This is a genomic window from Parvibium lacunae (genome assembly GCF_003335215.1).
In the GTDB taxonomy this organism is placed as follows: Bacteria; Pseudomonadota; Gammaproteobacteria; order Burkholderiales; family Burkholderiaceae_D; genus Parvibium; species Parvibium lacunae.
The window spans coordinates 663,306-685,272 of sequence record NZ_QPGB01000001.1; the positions used below are offsets into that span (position 1 = coordinate 663,306).

Sequence of the window (21,967 nt, forward strand, 5' to 3'; positions counted from 1 at the left end):
CGGAGCGGGTTATGTCGGGTTGAATTACGTTTGCTAGTTAAACTTGATCGAGAGTCCAGGCGATGCCGCGAATTTGAATAGCCCGCGTCGGGTCGCTTAAATTGCCGGGGCCAATCCAGTCAAACTTGATATAGAAGCGGCCCTCGGTATACCCGTTGGGGGAAGTGCCAGCACCGTCGCCGACAAACACCGTTGCGCTGGCAATGCCAGTTAGCCCACCACCCCAGCTAATTTGGTCGCTAATGTTGCACGATGCCAAATACTTCTCAGTGCTCGCAGTGGCCCAATCGCCTGTTGAATTGATGCCGGTGTCAATAATCGTTGACCAAGTGCTATTCATGCCCAGCACATCACTGATGACTGCATAACTACCACTGGCTTTCACATTCGGCGCGCTAACCAGCGTGCGGGCAAAGTAACCGGACCCATCGGCATTCAAAATAATATTGTTGCCTACGCGCAGAAAATTCTGCCCACCCGTTGCGCCCAGGTTAATAAAGTTGGTATTCCCCGTGTTTTGCATGCGCCCGGCTGTTACCTTGCCGATGTTCGCCGTGATGCTCGACAAGCTGTTTACATTCATTTTGTCAGCCGTAATCGCCTGGGCAACGATCTTCTCTGCTGTGACCGAATTGGCTGCGAGTGAGCGCGTCACGATTGACCCATCGACCACCAGCGCGCCGTTAATGCCGACCGTTGACTGACCATTCACCAAGCCAATAACAAAGGGGTATTGCGGCGTGCCCCCGTTGCCGCTGGGTAGTACCACGGCGAATTTATCCACGGTGACCAGCATGGAGCTACCAGTTTGCGTGTTGTTCGCAAGCTGGATGCCGGAGATGTGCCCATTGGCATTCAGCGTCAACACCCACTGCGCTTGCAGTTGCCCGTCGGCACTCGCTCTAACGCTGGCTTCTTGATTGATGGCTGCTTGCAGGCCATTGGCTTGGGCTTGTAGCGTTGTTATCAAGCTGCTGAGGGCGTTATCGGCATTGGCTCTTGCCAGCACTTCGGTGCTGATTGCTGACGCATTGCTATTACTTTGCGCTTGCAGGGCGGTGAGCTGGCTGGACAGCGCATTGTCTGCTGTGGCACGGGCGGTTTGCTCGACCAGTAATGCCGCCGCTTGATCTGCCACCAGTGCGGCCAACGCCAGCCGTGCCGTGGCCTGTGCTTGTAGCTCGGTGGTGTTGGCCGTGATATTGAACTCAGCCGTGGCCAAGCGCAGATTGTGCTCTCGCGTCAGGCTGCGGGCGTCATCATTCAACAACGCCAGCCGTTGCAGCGCCTGGGCTAGCAGACCTAGCTCATTTTTAACCAATTGTGGGTCAAGCGCCCCGGAGAGAATGGCGAGCTGAGTATCGACATACGCTTGTGTAGCCCGCAGCGCAATCGAGTTTGCTTGCTGCTGTAGCGTTGTTTCAGCCGCTGTTAGTCTCCCGTCTTGCACAACGATCTGGCTGGCTTGCGTGGATTGCGTAGCATTGACGCCGTTGATCTGTGTTTGCACGCTGGTTAAGCGTGCTTCCACGTCGGTCGTAATCTGCGCCGTGGCTTTGAGTACGATCTGGCCCGTGGCCTCGTTTACATCGACTGTCGCGGTCGATACGCGGCGCTCGGCCCGCAGTTGATCTGCTTGTCGATCTAGTTGCAAGATCGCTTGAAACAGGGCATCCGCTGCGCTGTTGAGTTGGTTGCGCGTGTCACTGCCCTGCTCTGTCAGCGGCGCAATCGCTTGAAAACTTGAGCGCAGCGGCGCGGTTAGTTGGGCCTCGGTAATGCTGTTATTGAGTTGATTGAGCAGCGCCGAAGGGTCCGCACTCGGCGACCCTGCCACGCCCGCTAGGGGGCTGGCGGGGAAAAACTCGGAAGCATTGCCGCCGCTGTCGATCAGACGGCACCAATAGTACGCGACGCTACCCGGCTGGCGGCCAGTATGTCGGGCGGTGTTGCCCGGTGTGCGAATACTGGCAAACGGGCTGGCAGTGCTGCGGTCATTGGTGCCGCTCACCCAAAACTCAATGAATTGGAGATCTGACTTGGGCGCATAAGCAGCGGACAGCGCGACTTCAAACAAGCCCGCCGTGGTGGTGAGCGAACTGGGCGCTGCAGGCCGATTACCGGTGGGGGTGTATTGATACGCGGTACATTCTGCGAGCGATTGCAGGCTACGACCAAAGGTGTTGTAAGCGGGGAATTTCAGCCACAGCGGCTGGCCGATTTCTTCACGCGGAATCGGGAACTGAAACACGCCCGCATCGAGCCGCATAAACGCCGAACCTTGGGGGTGTGCAGCGATGTTGCTGCCGCGCTGGCCACGGCGCAAATAGCCGAGGGTATAGCGATTCGGCGCGACGAGCTGCGCGGTTTGAAAAGAAACGATCTCACCATCCACATAACAGAGCGTATCGCCAGCGTCGGCCCCGGCTTGGGTCGTGCCCGCCAGCACGCCACCAGAGACGGTGAGATTGACGCTGAGCTGGTTGCTAGTGTCGGGGTCTGCGCCTGCGGGCAAGGCTGCGGATAAGACGCCATGGCGGGCGGGGCTGGTAATCGTGCCAATGCGCCGGTATGACGCGTTATCACGGCTCACCCACACCTCGCAGCCACCCCAATAGGCGCCGCCGCTGGTGCCAATCCATAGCTCCGTATTCGGTGCGACCATGACATTAGGCGGCTCAAACAGTACCGGCGTGTTGCTGGGGCCGGGCGCAATGTCGCTATTGAGTGCGAAGCTGGTGGGTACTTGAGTGGTATAGCTGGCGCCACTCGCACCGCGCGGAAAATCTTCGGCGGTAATTTGATAGCCGTCGTCATCTTCATCAATCGCGATGATACGCACGGGCAGCTTATCTAAGCCCAAGCCCACATCCGTGAGCGTCACAATATCCATGGGCTCTAGCAAAGCGAACTGCTCACCAACGCGGAACTCATACTCGTTGCGCACTTGCTGAAAGCGAATCAGCCTGTGCTGCGCTACTTTAGTTGCCAAATCGGTGGTGGTGATGGCTTTATACGTAAGGCCAGAGGCGGGCCGCTTGCCGTACAGGTCAATCGCGGCTTGGTCTTGCGCCTCGACGGTGGCGACGTTGTATTGATCGGCACGGTTGACGTACTCAAGCTTAACGCTGTTGTAAGCATCCGCATTCCGCTTGCGCTTGACTTGAATCGGCGCGTCTTTATTCAAGAAATGATCGGCATTCAGGTCATACACCGCCGCGTTATTGGGCACGTAGCTGGCCCCGTTGGCCGTGGCGGCTTCGTCACCATAGGGAACCAGTTTTAGTTTGCCCTCCGACCAGACCGCAGCGCTGTTAGTAATGTCGAGCCATTCGCGCAACCAGTCTGCTGCGGGCCGCGCCTCACTCAACACGGGCGAAATAAAAAAGCCGTTGGCCGTGCAGTAAGCACGGTAGGTAGCATCGCTGGCCAGCATGGCGGCGGGGAAGCCTGCGCCGTAGCGCGGGTTGGTAAGCAGTTGGTTTATGCAGTCTGCCGGGTGGGCATCACCGCTGGCCCTCTCTGCCGCGCGTTTTACGGCGCTTTGAGCCTCGAATGAGTAATTGGGTAGGTTGGCATCACTGCCCAGGCTTAAACCGCCTGCAGCGGCGTATGCGAGGCCTGAATAAGGCACCGCTTGATCTGGGTGTTTCGCCGTTAAGTAGCCCCATACGGCTTGGCTGGTTTGGCCGTTAAACAGTGACAGCCCGGCGTCCGCAAGGCTTGAGTTTGACTTGTCGGCCCAGACGCGCTCGATGCTTTCAATGGTGCCCTCGGCGATGGCAAGCATGATAGCGGCTGAATAAGTGTAACTAGTGCGCGTGGGTTGCGCGCCGCCACCTGCGCCCTTGCCGCCGCCCCCGCCGCCGCTTTGCGATTCGACATGGGGGGTAGCGACGAAATCATTGTAATAAAGCAATGAGGCCGCGATACGGTTGCGCCCAAACAGCACCGGTACCGCTTGACCCGCCGCGCTTTGCTGAATGCGTAGGCGGTCAATTCGCTGATCTTCGGTATTGATGGTCGGTGTACTAGCGAACCCCACAAGCGGCCCCTGAAACGAATTGGTTTAGCCGGTAGAAACCAGCGAATTTGTTAGCCAGCGGGCCGGTGTCGGCGCGGCTTTCTGTCACTATGCCCTCAGCCCGGTAGGCATGAATAATGGTGGGCCAGTCAACCACAATCGCCGCGTGCGCGGGCTGGCGGCCGACGGTGAACATGGCCACATCGCCCGGCAAACCGAAGTCCACCGGCGTGGCGTAGCGTTTTAAGACTTCAACAAACAAGGGCTGATCACTGTGCAGCATCCAGTCTTGTGAATAGTCGTCTGGCTCGAAAGCTTTAATCAGCCCCGCTTCGGCGTACACCGCAAGCAGAAATTGCGCGCAGTCCACCCCGGCCCCTTTGCAGCGCGCCTGGTGGTGCCAAGGCGTGCCCAGCCAGCCTCTTGCAATAGCGAGGATGTTTTCTCGATCTGTCATGGTTAAAACGCTTGTTCTGGTTGCGGCAGATAAGGCATGCCCCGGAAGCGGGCGAGGTTGTTAAACTTGCCCGCACAGGCCGCTTGGGTCTTGTTGCAGCCTGGATAGAGCTGCGCGACTTGCCCGGCTTGAGGCAGCAAAATTACATTGCGGGCCAGCGTTAGATCACCACCGACTTGCTTCAAAATAGTGACGCTGCTGCCCGCGTTGTTGCCGGTCACGAAGGTGATTGAGCCGCCGTCAAACCAACCATCGGCTTGGGTAACATTGGTCTTAATCAGCGCCCGTGTGCTGTTAGCCTGCACGGTAGCGGCAAACATGTAGCTGGCGCGATTGACGCCGCAATCTTGGTCGTAAAGACTGTACCCGCACGCCGCCTGAAACTTGTTGCGCGGCATCTCGATATTCAGCAGATCGAGCTGGCTGTTGATTGTCATGCGTACTTTGTAGCTGTCGCACTCGACCTCGGCCACCGCCCCGGAAAAAACATAAACCGTGCCCGCAACTTGATACGGTGCGGCACCAGATAAATAGGCTCGCTCAACACTCACCGCCGCGCCATCGAGCACGCCGAGTTGCGCCCCTGCGGTGAACGCCAACGGCTCGGCCTGCGTGGCGTCGGTATTGATCGTGACTTGCAAGCTATCGACTTCGATGCCAACACGTAGTTGCACTTTTTCACGCGCAATGCGCGTGCTGATGTAGTTGCTGCCGGACCAAAACAAGTCGTAAGCATGGTCTGTGAGCGTGTAGCTGGTGCCACTGGCCAGCGTGATGCGGTACAGGTTGGCGGTAGCGACAAAGCTGTGCGATTCGATTAACGACCGCAGCTGGGTGCTGGCTGTCTTCATCGCGCACTCACCATTTCCACTTTTTTGGCAGACCAAAGCTGATTGAGAAAGTTATCAAACTCCATGGCATCATCTTTGAACCGCACGCGGTGGTAAAACTCACCCGACCAGGTGATGGGCCCCGCAACGGGCGCCGTGATGAATTGAATGCGGCCTTTGTCGAGCAAGGAGAAGCCATAGGCTTGATCGCCGTTGACGTAAACAGCCGGGGCCCCCTTAACTTCATCAATCGGCATCAGAAAACCGCCGATATTCGCAACAAGCTGAAAGATCGACGTCACGCCATCGGCTACGCCTACCGCTTGCAGCGAGACCGTCTTTTGCTCGGGCAGGCTGATTAGGAATGGCTCATAAGCACCCTGCCGGGCCAAAAAAAAGCCTTGCAGGGTCTCTAGCTCGGCGAGATCGCTACGGTTGCGCAAGAACTCATACTCAAGCGTAATGGACCACTTGGGATAGACCCAGCGCTTTTGTCGATACTCCACGCCGCTGCTGCTTTCCGCAATCTTTGTGGAAAACATCGGCTTGAGTTTGCTGCCGAACTTGAGGCCCGGCAGGCTTGGGTAAACGGCGAGTGGCATTAGCGAACTCCGTTTCGAGTTGCTGCTTTAAGCGCTTGGGCGAGCTCACGTTTATGTGCAATGAAGAAATCGCCCGCAGAAACGCCCCCAAGAACAATAGGGGCGGCATTTGAGGCCGCCTGCGTGTCGGCACCGGTCTTACTATTTGTATAAACTTCGGCCATGTCGCGCAGCGTATTCCCATACACTCTCGGCAACACCATTTCCTCTTGGTGAAGTTGGGTTAGCGGGTTGTCACCAAAGCCAATATCAAACCCGCCTGATGCGGACTTGACCATGGCGCGATAGCCGAGCACCAGCGCTAACATGGCCGCCGCAGCTGCGACAGCGAGACCCGGCCCGACAATCGGAATGGGCGCTTGTGATGCTGCCGCACCCGCCGCCGCGCTGGCACCCTGCCCGCTAATTTTTGCAGTTGCCTCGGTTGCCGTTGCCTCAATTGCTTTAGTAGCGCCCTCACCTTCAAGCAGCCTTTTCTTAGTCTCAAAACCCATCATGGCCATCAACTTGGTTGATTGCATCATCAGCCAGCGCTTGAGTTGCTCCATGATTACCTGCTGAATAAAAACACGGGTTAGCTCGGCATAGATTGCGCGCATTGCCCCCTTCCAAGTCAGCGTGCCGTTCATCATTGCTTGCAAGCCTTTATCCCAAAGGCTTGTCATTGATGAAACGAGGGTTTCGTAAAACTGCATTCCTTGCTTGGTCTCGCGCTGCTGGATGCCGGCGATCCGCATTGAGTGCGCATAATGCACTTGGGCTAACTGTTGGTTCAGTCGTTCCAACTCTGCTGGGTCTTTCGAGGGGTCAAGCTTGGCTAGCTCGATTCTGGCCAATTGCGCATCACGTTGAACAGCAAACTTCTGCTCTTCAAAGCGGCGTAGTAATTGCAGATATTCCGCTTGGGAGATTTCGCCGCGGATGAGACGCTCCTCGGTGGCCTCTTGCTCTAGCTCAATTTGCTTTTCCCAACGGGAATACATCCCGTCAATAGACGCTGCAGATAGCGCCGCTTCTTCCTTATCTGACTTTTGCTGAGCATCAATAGATTGTTTAAGTTGCTGGATTCGGACTGCATTTTGCTTTGACAAGATTGCCAACACATCATCTGACCCCGCTTTTACCTGCCCTTTCTTGCTTTCCCAATAAGCAAACTCATCATTCAGGTCGTAGCTTTTGAGCTGATTCTGCAACTCGAATTGCTGCTTGAGTACGGTTAGCTCGGCGTCCCACTTGGACATGCTGGATTTATTGTCAGCTGACTTTTCACCTGCCGACCCGCCACCGCTCCCAAACTCGGGGGCGTTGCGACCCTTTTTCTTTGGACGCTTGCCAAAATCGAATGCATCCTCCGCATCCTTTGCCCCTTGGGCATTCTGGCGATCTGCCAGTGCTTGATAGTATCGAAGCCGGTTGTTTGCTGTTTGCAATTCCTCATACTTCTCAGCAAGCGCTTTGTCGTAAGCTGCCAGCATATTTTTGCTGCCAATTCCACCACGCGCCTCTTCTGTTGCCCGCTGCGATTCAAGCTTAGCTATTTCTTTGTTAATCTTTTCAATGTCAGCTCGCGCTTGGGGTAGGCTGGTCGTGGTTGATAAGCCGATGCCCACCAGCGCCGACCACCAGCCGCCAAACGCCTTCCTGCCCTCAATTAACTCGGTGGTTACTTTGGTTAGAGCTGGCATAACCGAATTGCCGATGGTCGTGACCAGGCCTTTAAATGCGGAGCGAAGCTTATCAACATTGTCGCCGTATTCGTCAGCGGCCTTGACCATCGAATCGCTCATGGTTGCCCCGAGCTCAATGCCTTCCTTTCTCAAGTCTGCTATGCCTTGCTTTCCTTGGTTTAGAAATGGCAATAAATCGGCCCCAGCGCGTCCAAATAGCGCGGTGGCAAGAGCAGCTTTATTGGCCCCATCGTTGTACCCAGAAAATTTATCGGCAACCTCGATCAAGAGGTCTTCGGTGTTTTTTAGTTTACCTTCGGCATCGGTAGTGGAGATACCCATTGCCTTAAGCGCCGAGGCTGCATCTCGGCTTTCTTGGGTCATTGCAGATGACTTAGTCGCAGCCTCAGAGATATTTAAACTAAATTTTTTAAGGCCGGTTTCAAGCTGCTCGAATCCAATTCCATTTGCTTGCGCAGCATAGGCCAGCTGACTAAGGTTGCCCGCTCCAATCCCGACTTTTTGCGATAAGTCGCTCAACTGCCCAGCCACCTTTGCGGTTTCCATGATGATGCCTGAGAATGAAACACCACCGATAACGCCAGACAAACTAAGTATTTGGGGCGTTACCTCTTTGACCTTTTCAGTAAATTTTGAAAAGCTGGCACCCGCACGCTCTGCGCGCTCTCTCATCGCATTGGTTTTATCTGCAAACTCTCTTGCTGCGCGCTCAAGGTCTTGCCGAAGCTTGGTGCTATCAGCCCCAATGTTAATTACAGCATCGCTCATAAAGCATCCAAGAAATCTAAATCAGGGTCATCCGGGCGCCCCTGCGTAGTTGGTAAAATCGACATTAAGGCTTGCATTTGACCCGCCACATCGACCTCTGTCTTTTCATTTAAAATGAATTTAGGCGTGAGCGCCCCTGCTCCATCTTTTCCATACGCGCCAATGCTGACGGCGATGCGTCTTGCCTGTATGTGAACTGGTGGAAAGTCATTCCAGTAGTCCAGCATTAACCATGCATCGCTAAGTGTAAATTTGGCCCGCACCTGGGCTGGCGACATTCCGCACGCTGTGGCGATATGGGCCACAAGATAGGGCCAATTTACTTTCCGCTGGAGCGGACCTTACTCTTGGTTTCGCTGGCGATATCACGACCGACCTCGGGCATATTCATCCGTTGCAGAATCAGTACGGCAGATAGAAATTGATCGGTTGTTAGATTCGCTTTGATGTATTCCGACGTAATGCTGGGGTAATTTCGTTTTAGCGATAGAAAAAGAACATCAACAAGCGCCGCTTGCATTTGTGAATACGTCTCTGAGCTAGGGGCGCTGGCGTTTTCTTCAACAAGTTGATGTAGTCGATCAAACTTATCAGCCTCGGATAACAAGAGCGACGGCACAATCAACTGCGTCTGACCGAGCGCCAAAGCAAGCCCCTCGAAGGGGACCTGCTTTGCAGCTAACTCTCTCGACAATTTGAACTTATTTAGAGTTGATATAAGTCCCATGGTTGCTTACCAAAAAGAGAGATAACCAACACTGCCAGCGCCGTTGTCAAACGCTTGCGCTTCAAAAGGTTGTTGCGCGAAATCGTCTGACTTGAAAGGCAGCATGAATTTACTCGACACGCAGCTATGCAGCTTCACCGCTACAGTCTTGCCATCGAACCGGTTGCACATGACGATTGAAAAACGCGGACTAGCGCCCATGAGGCGGTTATTGATATTGTATGTTTTTGCCCCAGCGCTGGTGGTTGTGTACTCATAAGAGCGCAGCAGGGCTTTGCCCGCAGCACTGGAGTGAAGCGTGTAAACACCTGCGCTCACACTATACTCGCCAGCCGCCGGGGTTGCAGTGACGCGGCGAAGTGGCTGGCCAGTGGCCACGTCGATCAAGCCCAAATCTTCCTGGAATGTGCCCGATAAGGGGGGCGCAACAGTTATCGTGTATGGCGAGTTGGCTGGCACCGAGCATGCCTCACCCTGCTGAACAAGGGTTGATGTGGCTTGTGCCGCCTCACCCCATAAGGTTTCAAAGGCAGACGTATTTATATCTCCCACCTTTGCTTTAACCTCAATCTTCCCGCCTGCTTGCGCTACTGCTAGCGGGAATACTCCAGACCCTTTCAGTTGTTTGAGTTCAATATCAATGCCCAGCTCGATTTCCTGCAAAGCCAGTAATTGCTCTGCTTGGGGAATGGCTATCGTATTGCCCGCAGCATCTTTTGTCCGCTTGAGAATCACGGAACCTACGCCAAAGTTATACATTTACTTCTCCTTGAATGTGGTTACGCCTCGCCAACTGGGCGCAGATAATGAAAGTGGTACTCACTTTTAAAAAGCAATGCAGTACCGTCGCCGTCTTCAAACTCGTAATCAGAATAGATATGCTCTACCCTGGCCACATCAGTTAGTCCTGGCACCCCACCGATGCTAAGGACCTTTGCATGAAGCGCTTCAACCAGCGGATCGGCTTGAGTTTCTACTGCTGTAGAACTATCACTCGCTCTCGCGTGTAAGTGAATTTGCACAGTAAAGACGCAGCGGTTAGTTACTGCGCCGTAAAGCTGATTCTGCTCACCAACCGGAACAATGACAATTGCAGGCAACTCGTCACGATTAAATGATTCAACCCGCCCGCGAAACACAGGACAACCGAGTGAATTGCTTGATAGGGATAGCAGCAATGCTTGAAGAATTTTTTCGCGCTTAGTCATAACTTTAGTGTTGCTCGGTGTAGGGCACCATCATTGATTGCGGTCGCCTCTCGCACCGTGTACTGAACACCATCGACAACTATTGGCATGCCGTGCTTGATGCCAAGCAAGGATGCAGCTGGGTAAATAATGTTGTAATCGGTGGAGGATTGCATGTCAGCGAAAATGTTGGCATCGCCCTTGTTGAATAAGACCGTGGCAGTTTGCGTAACACCATTAACAGTAATAGACGCAGGAACGCCAAAGTCCGCAAACAACAGGGCGAGGTCTTCTACAAACATGCTGATATCAACTAAGCAGGTGGGTTAGCTTGAACCAGTGCCGCTTGCTGAGCGGCTAAGGCTTGGGCCACCGCTTTGTCAATAAGCTCTTTAACCTGATCAATCGGCACTGCAGCCTCAACAGGCTGGGATACCGCTTGATTGAGGTACTTGGTAGCCTCTTTATCTAGCGGCACGAGTTTGTGCTTGTGTGGCTCAGCCTCTTCGGCGGTGAAGTCGATTTCGTCACCAGGATAGAAACTGCGCTCAACCAATTGCTTTGTACCATCCGATAAATCCCGAATAGATTGGGCGTGAACTACAAAACCATCGCGGACTGTGAATTTCATGTTTTTCTCCAAAATAAAGCCCCGCCGCACCGCAGCGATGCGGCGCAGCGCGGGGTAAGTCCCTTAATCAAAAAGAGGTGCTGACTTATTGATGATTAGAAGCCAGGTGTGAGGGCGTCCGACATGACGGCGAAAGAAGCAGCGTGGCGAACGCCAACGTCAATAGTTTGCAAGACGCGCAAGACCACATCGCCGTTTGCAAACGTATCGTTAACGGAGCCGTAGGGGTTTACAGCAATTTCCATTGCGCCCCACTCGCCAATCAGCAATTCTTGCCAGTTACCAAACACTAACTCGGAGCAAATACCACTAGAAGTACCCTTGGTGAGGTTATAGCGAAGTTGGTTAGATTCAGCGTAAGCATATCCCTTTACAGTAGTCGGCATAGCACCACTTACGCCACCATCCTGACTCCAGAGATATTGACCCGTACTAGACTTGATTGTAGAAAGATATCCAGACACTTTCGTATTGAAAGCAAACCCCAAACTGGCCATCGGTGCGTTAGCAATTTTTGGTGCGCTGTACAACTGAATCAAATGGTCAAACGTAATATTCGCACCGTTAGTTCCGCCGATAACGGAACCAACCCCAGCAGAGTTAACAATACCAGTGGGCTGGCTGCTAGTTCCAGAACCTGAAATCGATGCCAAATCTAAAGCCAACGAAAGCTGAGCCATCATGTCTTGGCGTATGAGCATCTCAATTGCAGGAGTTGCTTGCAGTAACATCAGCCGAGAAACTTTACTTAGTCCACCGACTGTTTTGGGTCGGAGAGAAACCTTATCAAAGGTAGCCTCTGCTTCCGTTAAACCTCCAGACTCACCCACCCAGTAAGTTTGAGTAACGCTATTCTGACGGGGAATGTCCACGTTACCCACCAAACCAGTCAGGTAACGAGCACCAAGCTGGCCTGTTACAGAGACGCTGCGCAATACTTCAATAAAACTATCAGATAGCAATTGAGTTTGCACTAGGTTGCCACCTTGGGCCGCGGTACCAACCAAATATGGAGCACGAGATTGCAGTCCAGGTGGAATCAGACCACCAAGCGCCCGTATATGGTCTTTAGTTGGGGCAAATGGTAAATCACTTGGCAGGAAAAAACCTTGACCACTTGCATTGCGGCCCGACTGTTTTTCAATGGCAATTGAAACTTCTCGCTCAAAGCCAGCTTGCCGCCAGTCGTTCCCAATCGCAGCATTAATAGCTCTGATCATGGAGTACTGACCTTTTTCTGCGTCAGTTAAACCAATTTCAGTACCCATACCAGCGGGTTTTTGCCCACGGGCATACATCTCTTCAAGCACGACACCGCGAGCCAATTCGATGCTGGCACCCTCGACAACTAAACGACGCTGGGTTTCCTGATTAACGTTGAATTTGCGGCACAGCGCTTCAATTTCTGTAATCCGCTTGCGCTCTTCTGCAAGCGCTTCGTCGCGGGTTTTTTTGAGCTCGTTTTCAATATTGATCCCACCGGCAGCGCCACCGGCAGCACCATCATCGTGCGCACGGTCGCGCACTGGGTAGTGTTTAAATTTCATTTGAGTATCCTCGGAAGGTTCGGCGGTTGCCGGTTGATTGACGCTTGCGGCTGAAGAGGTCGCATGCGGTTGGTCTGCGCCGTGGCTGCGCCCGATACCCACAGTGGAGTCGGCAGGTACAGTCACTAGCGAGATTTCGTAGGGCTCCCAATCGGTGCCCGTGTAGGTGTCGGCGTCACCATCGCCATCGGTCTGGGCGGTGTAGGTGTAAACGCGATACATGAATGAGGCATTGACCAGCACGCCATCGGCGGCTTGCTGCATGGCCCATTCGCCTCGCTGGTCTTTGCCAAAGCGGACGGTGCAATACAAGCGCTGGTTTTCTAGCCAGATGCGCTCTACGACGCCCAGCAGGTCATCCATGTTGTGATTGAAGAGCAGAGGCAGATAACCTTGCCGCTGACCGATGCGAGCCGCGCCAGGTGCATGACTAAGAATTTCGTCACCAAACCAGCGCTCTACCGGCTCTTCGCTAGAAAATGGAAAGGTAGCGGTGCGCGCTTCGGTATCAACAATGAATTTTTGATCTTCGGCGGCGCGCAAAAAACTGCGCTTTTGCGGCTCGTTAACTTTGGGGGCTTGCTTGCGCATGAGTGCTCCAAAAAAAAAGCCCTCAGATCGCTCTGAGGGCTTTGCATGGGGTTGAAATTGGGTGGTTTAGGTTTCGCTGCTATCTAGTCCGCTACTGGTGTCATCGGTAGAGTCATTCGACGAATCGCTTGCGTCATCGGTATTGCCAGCAACATCACCATCAGCGGCGTTGGGGCTGGTATCACTTTCATTCGCCGGGGTCGCCGCTTGGGCTTGGCCTTTGTCGTTGACTTGGGCGGGGTCGGTATCAAAGATGAGATCAAGATCAGCCATCATGTCCAGCTCATCTCGACGAGCTTTGAATACGTCTTCGGCATCCAGCCCGCCTGCTGTATCGGCAATCACATCGCTAACGGTGGTAAAGCCACTGCGCACCGCCAATTTGTAGGCGGTGACTTCTTTGGTTGGATCAATCCACGACCAGCCGCGCGGCTTAAAGCGCACGCGTTGATATTTTTTGGTATTGCTGAAGTAATCGGGGATGGTGACGGCACCACTGAGTACGGCAGCATCCAGCCATTCGCGGTGGATTTCTTGCCGCAGCGAGCGAATAAACCAGCCTTGCAAGATGCGCCACAAGGCGCGGTCATCTAACAATGCCAAGCGGCTGCTGCTGTAGTTACTTTGGCTGTAATCGCGGCTCAAACTCTCATAACTCACCCCCACGGCTGCGGCCATGGAGCGCAGCATGAAGCGCATAAAAGGTTCTAGCGCAGCATTAGGGCGGCTGGGGTTGAAGCCGACAAAGTTTTCACCGGGGTTGAGCTGCTGGAAGGTGCCGGGTTCTGCGTCGTAAATGCGCTGGTTATTTTGCACGTCATCGCCGGGCAGCCCATCGGGCGTGGTGAAAAAACCGACGATGTTGGCTGAAGCGCGCGCAGCGATGATTTCGGCCTCTGAATAACCATGCATGTCGTTAAGACGGCGCAGGCAGGCGTGCATCCATGGCACGCCGCGCGTTTGCGGCCAGCGCTCAATCATGTACAAGTGAATGATTTCATCTGCAGGGATGCGAATAAATCGCTGTACATCGAATGACATAAACTGGTAGTCGCCCGGATGCTTGGGGTGCAGCCAGTAGGCGACGGCACGGCCCCACTCATCAACCTCGACGCCCATGCGGATCATGTTGCCGTTGGGGGCTTTGGCGGTTTGGATTTGATCGACTAGTCGATCTGCTTCAATTACCTCAATTGCAAACGGTATTTGGCCACCGCCGAATGGTTGGCGGATTTTACGGATGAGCACCTCACCAGCTTCAAATAGCTGCCCAAGCGCCAAGCGCTCTATATCGGCAAAGGCGAGCTTACCCGCGACGTGGCAGGTTTTCGCCTCGGCCCAGTCTTGCCAGGCCTGTTCGATTTGATCGTTAAAGCGCGATTGAAGTTTACCTGCGCTACTAGCAACGAGCGCTTGCATGCCAATGCCTGAGCCAATGACATTGTTTTGTACAATGCGCATGGCATTTTTGGCGTATTCATTATCCCGCACGAGCTGGCGGCTACGGGCACGCAACGTCCGCAAACTCGTCAGAATCTCTGAATCACCGCTTGTATTGGTTGCCTGCCAGTTAGCGGTAAGGCGACTAAATTCAGCCCCTTCAAAAAAACGCTTTTGGACTGGCTTACTGGCCTGCAAACGCTTAGCCATCCATTCCCGCAAGACGACGCTACCGGGCTGCTTAACTCGCTCGACGTTGTACCAAGGTTTCATCTAAACCTCACTAGGAGTCGGCGTGGATCACCGAGGCCGTTAGCAATTTGTTTGGCGGTACGCTCGCTATTTACTCGGACTTTCCAGTAATTAATTAGCTGTAACAATTCCGGCACGCTGGCAAATTCCATGGTTCTATCAGCGATGGTGTAACGCTTGATTTTTCCCTGCGTACTTTTGAAACTGGCTAGGGCGGCTTCTGCATCAGCCAGCGCTTTTTCGGCGAGGCTTCGACCGTCATATGGCGTATCTATTCGAGTCAGATCAGGAGTGACTTCGATTTGTCCGCTTGAAATTGTTACGCGCTCACCCGCTTGATTAGAGAGCACTGCAACGTAAAACCATTGTCCCGCTGCCATAGGTGCGGAATTAGGGGCGGTGAGTGTCGTTTTCCAGCCGCTGCCGTTGGCCACGGCGGCCACATTGATTCCGGCGCCGGGGCCTCGGAAATAATAGGTGAGCGTGTATGTAGCTGACGTGTAGGACTTGTTGTTATCGTCCACATACACATCATCAGTCCAGGATAGGCTATCACCTGCAACGAGGGTAGCAGGTAGATTCGTGGCGTCGTTCATGTTTGGCTTTACTACCAGCGCGTTGCGGAAAACTTACGGGCGGGCTGGAAAGTTTGGGGTTTACTTGGTTTTGTTTCAGGTGTTTCGCTCTGATCAAATAGCGTAGGTTGGTTCAACCTCGCTTCTTCAATTTGCCAGCGGTCTTCTTTCCACAGATTGATCTTTAAACTGCGGGCGGCATGGAGTGCATAAACGGTGCAATCTAGCGCTTCGTTTCTGACCCCGGCTTTTTTTTGCCACACCTTACGATTGCGAATCGTTCGGTGCGGGGCCTTTACTTCACTGGTCATCTGTTCAAAGAAATCTGGGCGCACGCCGCTGTACCAGTGCATTCGGCCTGGGCCATTTCCTACCAACTTGAGGCGACCCGCCCCAGCATCATGACCAAGGATGAGGTCTTTTGCGCGCTGCGTGCCAACAATGAATGGCCGCAAACCGTACTTGTGCGCTTTTTGTTGCCGGTTGGTATCTATCGCTACCTTGGGCGGGCTAAAAATCTCGCGCCCTTCATCACTACTAGCCCCCTTCACCGCCATGTAATTGCGACCCATACGCTTGCGGACAAACGCATAAACGGCATCAGACGTTTGGCCGTCAGAGCTATCAATAGAGACCGCACGCACTTGCAAGTGGCCGCCAATTTCATGCTCATATTGTCGCGACAGCAATGCTTCTAGGTCAACCCACGCGCCATGTTCTGGCACCATGGTTTTGCCGTGAATTTCGCCCCAATAAACTAGCCAGCTTTCTTCACCACGTCCCCAAGCCCAAATTGCTACAGCAATACGATCATGCTGAACATCGACTCCCGCCGTGAGCACCAGCGCGCCACGCGGAACGGTTAGTTCACCGTAGTGCTCAGCTCGCTTCGCTAAACCGTCAATATCGGGTAAGTCGGTTTGATACGCATAGGGCAGACCTTCGGTGTTATTGCGGAAGGCCCGCATTTTGGTGTCATCACCTTGCGAGAGCGCGTGCTGAGCGACTAAGAATTTCTCAACCAAGCGCGGCAGCGTCGAGCCAGGGAACGGGCTGTATAGCTCGTTAATGTAAAACCCAGCTACTCCATGAAAGGCGGCTGTAGCCCGCCAATCGGCTTTACGTACGTTCCGATTTTTGTCGGCATCATCCCAAACACCACCACAATGCGGGCAGACGTAGTAGGCAGACTGTGGATCAGCTGTACCAAATACCTCATGCAGTTGTGCCGATTCTTCTGACCAGTGGACGTTTGACCATTCAAGTACATGACTTTCGCCGCAATGGTGACAGGGCACAAAAAACTTGCGCTGGTCACTCAGCCGGTAAGCCGCTTCGATTCGGCTGATCCCCTCAATTGTGGGAGTACCACCAAAAATCACTTTGCGGCGCGTGAAGGTCTTGGTACGCTCTTCGAGTAGGGTAATGGTGTCACCCTGCTCACTCACGTTGTCGTTACAATCGTCTGGCTCTTCAATCGCTACCACCGGTGCTGGGGTCGATTTAACAGAGCTGGGCGAGTTCGAGCCAACAAACTTGGCAAATCCCCCGGGAAAGCTTTTAAACTCTGAACGATTATTTCGATCACGAGTTTTATGTACAGGAATGATCGCAGCGAGCCGTGGCGTTGCTTCCACCATCGGCGTGAATTTTTCGTCGTTGAATTGCTTTGCGGCCTGATCCTTGGCAAACATCACAATCATCGGGCACGGATCTATATCAATCCGCTTGCCCAAGTAATTCATGAGCACGCCATCCGTCCACGCCACTTGCGCAGACTTCATTGCCACCACTTTACTGACAGTAGGATCATCCAACGCCGCGTGCATACCAGCGACCCAGGGCGTTAAGTCAGGGTTATAGCGTCCCGGTCTTGCCGAAGCTTTGGCGCTAAGACGGCGATAACGCCGTGACCACTCCGTTGTGCTGATCTGCTCCGATGGCGCAAGCTGAGCTGCCATTCGGGACAGTAAGCTCTTGATCGCTTGGGTAGTATCGAGCGAAGTGTTGAAGTGCTGAGCGGGTATGTTCATTCAGTAAGGACACATCCAGATTAATGCCGTAAAGCGCGTCGAGCTCGGTTTTAAGTTTGTCGTCGCGCGCAAGCAATTCAGCTTTAAACGCCCCCACCATGTTTATCAGCTCAGGCTCAAGCTGAGCTACATTCACAAGCAGCCCACGCTTCTCAGCTAATATCAGCAGCTTGAGTGCTCGATCCACCTTTTCGGTTTCAATTCGCTCGGCAATCAAACTTTCGCCGCTAGAAGTCTGGTGACCAGACGCCTGCGCACGAAGTGAATCTAAATACTTCAATCGAATTTCATCAAGCGTGGACTGGCGCCAATCAATGCCAAGCTGATCCATTTGCTTTGCTACGGCTTGCTGCGTGATTCCAAGATGATCGGCAATCTGCTGTTGCGTTGCCATTAATACAACCCCCCTGAATATCTGCAAACTAGAGCTTTTTCGGGTCTTTTAGCGCCGTAGCTAAATACGCTAGAAAGGACCCGCTAAATTTTGTTTGAATAGTAGTTAATTGACCTGACAACCTCTTTGTCTAAGTCTTGGACTACCTTGCTGACTACAGCTTGGGTGATTCTCTTTGTATTGAACATGCCGGGAACATCTAAGGTCTCTACTGCCTTTATATCTCGCCCGTTGCCAGTCCTGACGAATACAGTTCTGCCCTTGTTGCCAATGAATGCCCCAGGTATGAGTTTTCTACCGCCAACCTTTTTAATTTTTATCGAAACCCCGCCGCCAGGCTTAACTACAATGGAGCGCCAATCACCATTAGGGAATTGAACATTGACACGCTTCCCCGGCCCGCGTCCCTCTACCGTCCTAGCGTCAAACATAATTACGTTTCTGCTACTCCGACCTCGACGCCGACCAAATGCCTGCAAGCTGACAAAAAGCTTGTTGTTCTTTCTTGACGCTTTTGAAACAAACAATTGCGAGCGGACATCGCCAGCCTTGACGTTGTATTCAGCCGTGATACGCCTAGTCATCTCTGCCCGGGCTTTAGCAGCAGTTGCATTCAATGCAGAAACAACCACCTTGTTATAAAACTCACCGCCAAGGCTCCTGATTTTTTCCAATGCCCCCCCAGCGTCAATAGAGAAATTGATATTGATCATTTCAAAAGAAAGCGCCCGATCATCTCTGACCGGGCGCATAGGGGTGCCAGGGGTTGGCACATGGAGACGGGTTAAACGGCAAAGCTGCTTGCACGTAGCTATTGCTAGTGTATGAATATTATCAGATCATGTTTTAGGTAGCTAAACGTTTTTTTACATAGGCATATCTTGCCTCTTGCACTTGGCTGCGCTGGTTATCCCAAAGCCACTGAATCTGTCGCTCACGCTCAGCAAAAGTAGCTGAGCTAATTCCCAGCATAGAAGCCGCAGCGCGGGCACCATAACCTTTGCGATAAACCTGCGTTAACAAGTTTTGATAATCTTTACATAAGCCCGCCACAAACTTGTCTGTTTCGTGAGCCTCTAACGACTCAATCGGCACATGAGACGCGGGCACTGAATTACCGGGCACAAACATTCCAGCCGAGAGCCGAGCCTCTAGTGTCATCTTTCTGTAGCCACTGTCGCCGCTAGACCACTGCGCCCACATAACCATTCTTCGATGCAGATCACCTTTTAATGCCACAACTCACCCCCGTATTCAGAACCATATCCCTGACAGCAATAGATCCACTCCAATCACTTAACCCGCCCAGCTCATGCCCTGCCTCTTTGGCATAAAACCGACCAGACCGAATAGCATCATCCACTACCTCTTTACCAAACGCCTCGCGCATCTCATCAAAAAACTTGGTGCATTCCGGCATCAAAACACGGTAGTTTTTTTTCTGCACGCCTAACCTCAATCAGGTTGGGTTATAGGTTAGGCACTGCAAAGCCTTGAATTTACTTACTTTACCTAACCTCCTAACCTGCCCTACCCGATTATCTTGCGTGTGTGTGTGCGTGCGTGCGTGCGCCCGCGCACCCACATACGCACGCACATGTGCGCACACGAGAAAACAGGTTAGGTAGGTTAGGAGGTTGGACGTAGCCTTATCTGGCGCGGCTTGGCACTGCCTAACCTCACTCCTAACCTTGCTATGTAGGGCAGAGTTTTTCTCAGAAATACCCTTTTCCGGTTGCGCCATCAGGCTCCCCGATCTCTGGGCAATTTCAGCAAAAAAATCAAAGTGGCAAATCTGCATATTCTTTTTCCTGTATGCAATCCACCGCCTCCACCCCTACCAATGCTTGCGCAGGCCGTACGTATGCGTAATACCTGCGGTTCCCAACCACTTTACGGACCTTACGCCAGCCCAATTTATTCATAGCCTGCCCTATCCTCGTCTCCGCTGCGCGAGGCGTTCCTAAGGCGCTTAAATCAAGCCGCAACACCTCACTCATGATCTCTTGCGTCGTTATTTCTGCCCGAGTGTTGCCAGACAAGAAAGCCTCTATCGCCTCCGCCCAGGCATCGCTTACCTCAAAGTTCTGGCAAACTGGCTCAATCAGACGCAGCGATTCATCTGGCGTCGCATAGCTACGCTCACCCGCACGGACCTCATGCAAGGCTTGCGCAAAGAGCTGATCGCGCCACTCGGCCAACAACTCTAAATTAGGGCGACTGCCGGGTGGAATCTCTACCGGCCAGTAGCGGCGGTTCCCAGTCTGGTCTTTGAATATTTCAAGATTGTTCGTAGTACCGCCAAACACACACACACGCGGTACCGCCTCGACGCGCTTACCATACGGCAAGCGGAAACGGTCTGTACTACTCGCCGTAAAGGCCTTAATGGCCGTAGATTCGGCCCGGTTGAATTGCTCAAGCTCACTTAGCTCATAAAGCCAAGCGCCCTGCACCATCATGTAGCTATCTTTATCGCCCGGCTTGAAAGGCGTATCAGCAAACCACTCACCGCCGAGAATTTTCCACACCGTGGATTTACCCAAGCCTTGCGAACCAATCAGAATAATACTGTTATCAAATTTACAGCCAGGATGCATAGCACGCTTCACCATCCCGCGTAAAAATAACTTCCCCACCAAGCGAGTGTACTCATTATCAGCCGCACCAACACACTCATGCAGCCAATATGCGGTCCTATCAAAATCATCCCAGACCAACCCATTCAAGTAATTTTCGACTGGGTTAAATTGATTGCGCTTAGCCACATGCATCACCGCTTGGCCAATGGTTTCTATGCTGCGGATGGTCAAATAGCACTTTGCTGCAATCCAAAAAGAAAGCTCACGATCATCCTGATCCGTCCACTCCCCCTGCTTGCCACCCACCCAGGGCGGCGTAAGTCGCTTGACCACCTTGTTTGAAAAACAATCGTAAGCCACCATGCCAGCCAATGCTGGGTGCAGCTGCAAAATGTAAGCTACGTTATGCCACACATCTTTCGCCACGCCTTCGCTATTCCGAATTAGCTGGGCATCCCAACTCACCGGCTCCGCGCCAGCGTTATCAGCGGTTGGCGGCGTATCAGTAACACCCGTAGGCGCAGGGCTTTGCTCAACATAACTTGATGCGGCCTGTACCTTCTCCGTAATAAAGCTGCGCACCTGCTCGGGCGTCCAGCCATCTTCCAAAACTGCGTCGGCCACATCCCATGCTTCAGGCTTATCAGCCGGTATCGCCAAGATGCGCACTTCAAATCCAAGGCGAGCGAGTATTTTTGCGATGCCCTCTGCGGCCTTCATGCCCGGCTCGTCATGGTCTGGCCATATGACAATCTTTTTGCTGGGCACCAGCGGAACTAAAGAAGGCCAATCCGCCTTGGCGTAGGCTTTACTGCCGCCAGACCAAGAAACACAATTGATATTAAGGGCGAGGGAATTAAATACATCCACACACTTTTCCCCCTCAACCAACAGCGCCCACTGCCCACTACCAAAGCGGTCCAGGCCGTACAGCGGGCGCGGCTCTGCCCATTGCATCCAGCGCCATTCTTCGCGGCCTGTTTCGCTATTTCGTGCATATACGCACGGCAACACCTCTTTGCCGCCATCGCTGGTTTTAAAACGGTACACCACCCCCAGCAACTCACCAGCATAGCTGCGGTACTCCCACTGCATTTCTGGCTTGCCGCGCTTGATGTGCGCCTGCGGATAAGCTGGCGCATCTGCAGGCACGGGCACCACAGGGCACCAGGGCGTGCGCGCAGAGCGCTCGATAGAATCTGGTTTAATTTGAACGACAGCCGGGGCTACTGCCTTAGATTGATACACCCCTAAATCACGCGCAACCGCCATACCCAAGCGGCCAGCTATCGCCTTTGCGGCCTCTAAATTACTCACGCCAAAGCGGGCCGCATAGAGGCTAATTAAATCGCCCCCCTTTTCTGTGCCCGCAAAATCGGCCCACATTCCAGTGACAATGTTCACGGAAAAACTATCACCCTCACCACCCTGCACATCCCCGCAGCGCATTTCTCTACCATCAAAGCGGCCCTGCGGGTACCATTCTGAAAGCAACTGCTTGGCGGCACTCAACGCTGCATCAGCAATGCTCTTAAAATCCAATTTATCCACCCCGCCCCCGCTACCTAAACAGCATCGCAAACTTGCCGAACATTTGCGGCGTTGACTGCTTATGTTCCGGTAATCCGTAAACACAAAC

20 protein-coding genes are annotated in these 21,967 nt (G+C 53.3%); all 20 read right to left on the reverse strand.

Annotated elements, in window-relative coordinates; all coding sequences use genetic code 11:
- Positions 1–37: 37 nt before the first annotated feature.
- Positions 38–4,045 carry a phage tail protein gene (locus DU000_RS03115; RefSeq protein WP_114401859.1) on the reverse strand — a complete coding sequence of 1,336 codons (4,008 nt, stop codon included), beginning with the start codon at positions 4,043–4,045 and terminating at the stop codon, positions 38–40.
- Positions 4,032–4,481 (reverse strand): C40 family peptidase, encoded by a 450-nt coding sequence (locus tag DU000_RS03120; RefSeq protein ID WP_114401860.1) that lies wholly within the window; start codon positions 4,479–4,481, stop codon positions 4,032–4,034. Before DU000_RS03120 ends, DU000_RS03115 begins: the two co-directional genes overlap by 14 nt.
- 2 nt (positions 4,482–4,483) lie before the next feature.
- A complete protein-coding gene (locus DU000_RS03125) occupies positions 4,484–5,332 on the reverse strand; it encodes a DUF2163 domain-containing protein (protein WP_114401861.1) in 849 nt (282 codons plus the stop codon).
- Positions 5,329–5,913 (reverse strand): DUF2460 domain-containing protein, encoded by a 585-nt coding sequence (locus DU000_RS03130; RefSeq protein ID WP_114401862.1) that lies wholly within the window; start codon positions 5,911–5,913, stop codon positions 5,329–5,331. The genes DU000_RS03125 and DU000_RS03130 overlap by 4 nt, the downstream gene beginning before the upstream one ends.
- On the reverse strand, positions 5,913–8,369 hold the full coding sequence (locus DU000_RS03135; protein ID WP_114401863.1) for a phage tail tape measure protein: 2,457 nt from the start codon (positions 8,367–8,369) through the stop codon (positions 5,913–5,915). Before DU000_RS03135 ends, DU000_RS03130 begins: the two co-directional genes overlap by 1 nt.
- Entirely contained in the window at positions 8,366–8,647 is a 282-nt protein-coding gene (locus DU000_RS03140; protein ID WP_114401864.1) for a hypothetical protein, read from the reverse strand. Before DU000_RS03140 ends, DU000_RS03135 begins: the two co-directional genes overlap by 4 nt.
- A 41-nt stretch (positions 8,648–8,688) precedes the next feature.
- Complete coding sequence (locus tag DU000_RS03145; RefSeq protein WP_147266951.1) at positions 8,689–9,015, reverse strand: hypothetical protein; 327 nt, start codon at positions 9,013–9,015, stop codon at positions 8,689–8,691.
- 87 nt (positions 9,016–9,102) lie between these two features.
- Entirely contained in the window at positions 9,103–9,855 is a 753-nt protein-coding gene (locus DU000_RS03150) for a hypothetical protein (RefSeq protein ID WP_114401866.1), read from the reverse strand.
- 20 nt (positions 9,856–9,875) lie between these two features.
- Positions 9,876–10,304, reverse strand: coding sequence for a hypothetical protein (locus DU000_RS03155; protein ID WP_114401867.1), 429 nt, complete (start codon positions 10,302–10,304; stop codon positions 9,876–9,878).
- The gene (locus tag DU000_RS03160) at positions 10,301–10,585 is read right to left on the reverse strand and encodes a head-tail joining protein (RefSeq protein WP_114401868.1); all 285 of its coding nucleotides are present in this window, start codon (positions 10,583–10,585) and stop codon (positions 10,301–10,303) included. The genes DU000_RS03155 and DU000_RS03160 overlap by 4 nt, the downstream gene beginning before the upstream one ends.
- An 11-nt stretch (positions 10,586–10,596) precedes the next feature.
- Positions 10,597–10,914, reverse strand: coding sequence for a hypothetical protein (locus DU000_RS03165; RefSeq protein WP_114401869.1), 318 nt, complete (start codon positions 10,912–10,914; stop codon positions 10,597–10,599).
- Positions 10,915–11,009: 95 nt separating this feature from the next.
- Positions 11,010–13,052 carry a phage major capsid protein gene (locus tag DU000_RS03170; protein WP_114401870.1) on the reverse strand — a complete coding sequence of 681 codons (2,043 nt, stop codon included), beginning with the start codon at positions 13,050–13,052 and terminating at the stop codon, positions 11,010–11,012.
- A gap of 66 nt (positions 13,053–13,118) precedes the next feature.
- Positions 13,119–14,765 carry a phage portal protein gene (locus DU000_RS03175; RefSeq protein WP_114401871.1) on the reverse strand — a complete coding sequence of 549 codons (1,647 nt, stop codon included), beginning with the start codon at positions 14,763–14,765 and terminating at the stop codon, positions 13,119–13,121.
- Entirely contained in the window at positions 14,762–15,340 is a 579-nt protein-coding gene (locus DU000_RS03180) for a hypothetical protein (RefSeq protein WP_114401872.1), read from the reverse strand. Before DU000_RS03180 ends, DU000_RS03175 begins: the two co-directional genes overlap by 4 nt.
- Positions 15,341–15,351: 11 nt before the next feature.
- Positions 15,352–17,280: a phage terminase large subunit family protein gene (locus DU000_RS03185; protein ID WP_192878420.1), complete on the reverse strand. Its 1,929-nt coding sequence runs from the start codon at positions 17,278–17,280 to the stop codon at positions 15,352–15,354.
- Positions 17,210–17,746: a MarR family transcriptional regulator gene (locus tag DU000_RS12805; protein WP_192878422.1), complete on the reverse strand. Its 537-nt coding sequence runs from the start codon at positions 17,744–17,746 to the stop codon at positions 17,210–17,212. The genes DU000_RS03185 and DU000_RS12805 overlap by 71 nt, the downstream gene beginning before the upstream one ends.
- 83 nt (positions 17,747–17,829) lie before the next feature.
- On the reverse strand, positions 17,830–18,498 hold the full coding sequence (locus DU000_RS03190) for a phage tail protein (RefSeq protein WP_114401874.1): 669 nt from the start codon (positions 18,496–18,498) through the stop codon (positions 17,830–17,832).
- Between the two features lie 94 nt (positions 18,499–18,592).
- Positions 18,593–18,907, reverse strand: coding sequence for a hypothetical protein (locus tag DU000_RS03195; RefSeq protein ID WP_147266952.1), 315 nt, complete (start codon positions 18,905–18,907; stop codon positions 18,593–18,595).
- Between the two features lie 61 nt (positions 18,908–18,968).
- Positions 18,969–19,193 (reverse strand): hypothetical protein, encoded by a 225-nt coding sequence (locus DU000_RS03200; RefSeq protein WP_147266953.1) that lies wholly within the window; start codon positions 19,191–19,193, stop codon positions 18,969–18,971.
- A 334-nt stretch (positions 19,194–19,527) separates the two neighbouring features.
- Positions 19,528–21,879, reverse strand: a complete 2,352-nt coding sequence (locus DU000_RS03210) for a VapE domain-containing protein (RefSeq protein ID WP_158529614.1) — start codon at positions 21,877–21,879, stop codon at positions 19,528–19,530.
- Positions 21,880–21,967: the final 88 nt, after the last annotated feature.

Excerpts from the sequence above, each read along its gene's own strand:
- DU000_RS03120 (WP_114401860.1), bottom strand. The coding sequence starts at position 4,481 with ATGACAGATCGAGAAAACATCCTCGCTATTGCAAGAGGCTGGCTGGGC.
- DU000_RS03125 (WP_114401861.1), bottom strand. The coding sequence starts at position 5,332 with ATGAAGACAGCCAGCACCCAGCTGCGGTCGTTAATCGAATCGCACAGC.
- DU000_RS03130 (WP_114401862.1), bottom strand. The coding sequence starts at position 5,913 with ATGCCACTCGCCGTTTACCCAAGCCTGCCGGGCCTCAAGTTCGGCAGC.
- DU000_RS03135 (WP_114401863.1), bottom strand. The coding sequence starts at position 8,369 with ATGAGCGATGCTGTAATTAACATTGGGGCTGATAGCACCAAGCTTCGG.
- DU000_RS03140 (WP_114401864.1), bottom strand. The coding sequence starts at position 8,647 with ATGTCGCCAGCCCAGGTGCGGGCCAAATTTACACTTAGCGATGCATGG.
- DU000_RS03150 (WP_114401866.1), bottom strand. The coding sequence starts at position 9,855 with ATGTATAACTTTGGCGTAGGTTCCGTGATTCTCAAGCGGACAAAAGAT.
- DU000_RS03155 (WP_114401867.1), bottom strand. The coding sequence starts at position 10,304 with ATGACTAAGCGCGAAAAAATTCTTCAAGCATTGCTGCTATCCCTATCA.
- DU000_RS03160 (WP_114401868.1), bottom strand. The coding sequence starts at position 10,585 with ATGTTTGTAGAAGACCTCGCCCTGTTGTTTGCGGACTTTGGCGTTCCT.
- DU000_RS03165 (WP_114401869.1), bottom strand. The coding sequence starts at position 10,914 with ATGAAATTCACAGTCCGCGATGGTTTTGTAGTTCACGCCCAATCTATT.
- DU000_RS03170 (WP_114401870.1), bottom strand. The coding sequence starts at position 13,052 with ATGCGCAAGCAAGCCCCCAAAGTTAACGAGCCGCAAAAGCGCAGTTTT.
- DU000_RS03175 (WP_114401871.1), bottom strand. The coding sequence starts at position 14,765 with ATGAAACCTTGGTACAACGTCGAGCGAGTTAAGCAGCCCGGTAGCGTC.
- DU000_RS03180 (WP_114401872.1), bottom strand. The coding sequence starts at position 15,340 with ATGAACGACGCCACGAATCTACCTGCTACCCTCGTTGCAGGTGATAGC.
- DU000_RS03185 (WP_192878420.1), bottom strand. The coding sequence starts at position 17,280 with ATGGCAGCTCAGCTTGCGCCATCGGAGCAGATCAGCACAACGGAGTGG.
- DU000_RS12805 (WP_192878422.1), bottom strand. The coding sequence starts at position 17,746 with ATGGCAACGCAACAGCAGATTGCCGATCATCTTGGAATCACGCAGCAA.
- DU000_RS03190 (WP_114401874.1), bottom strand. The coding sequence starts at position 18,498 with ATGCGCCCGGTCAGAGATGATCGGGCGCTTTCTTTTGAAATGATCAAT.
- DU000_RS03195 (WP_147266952.1), bottom strand. The coding sequence starts at position 18,907 with ATGACACTAGAGGCTCGGCTCTCGGCTGGAATGTTTGTGCCCGGTAAT.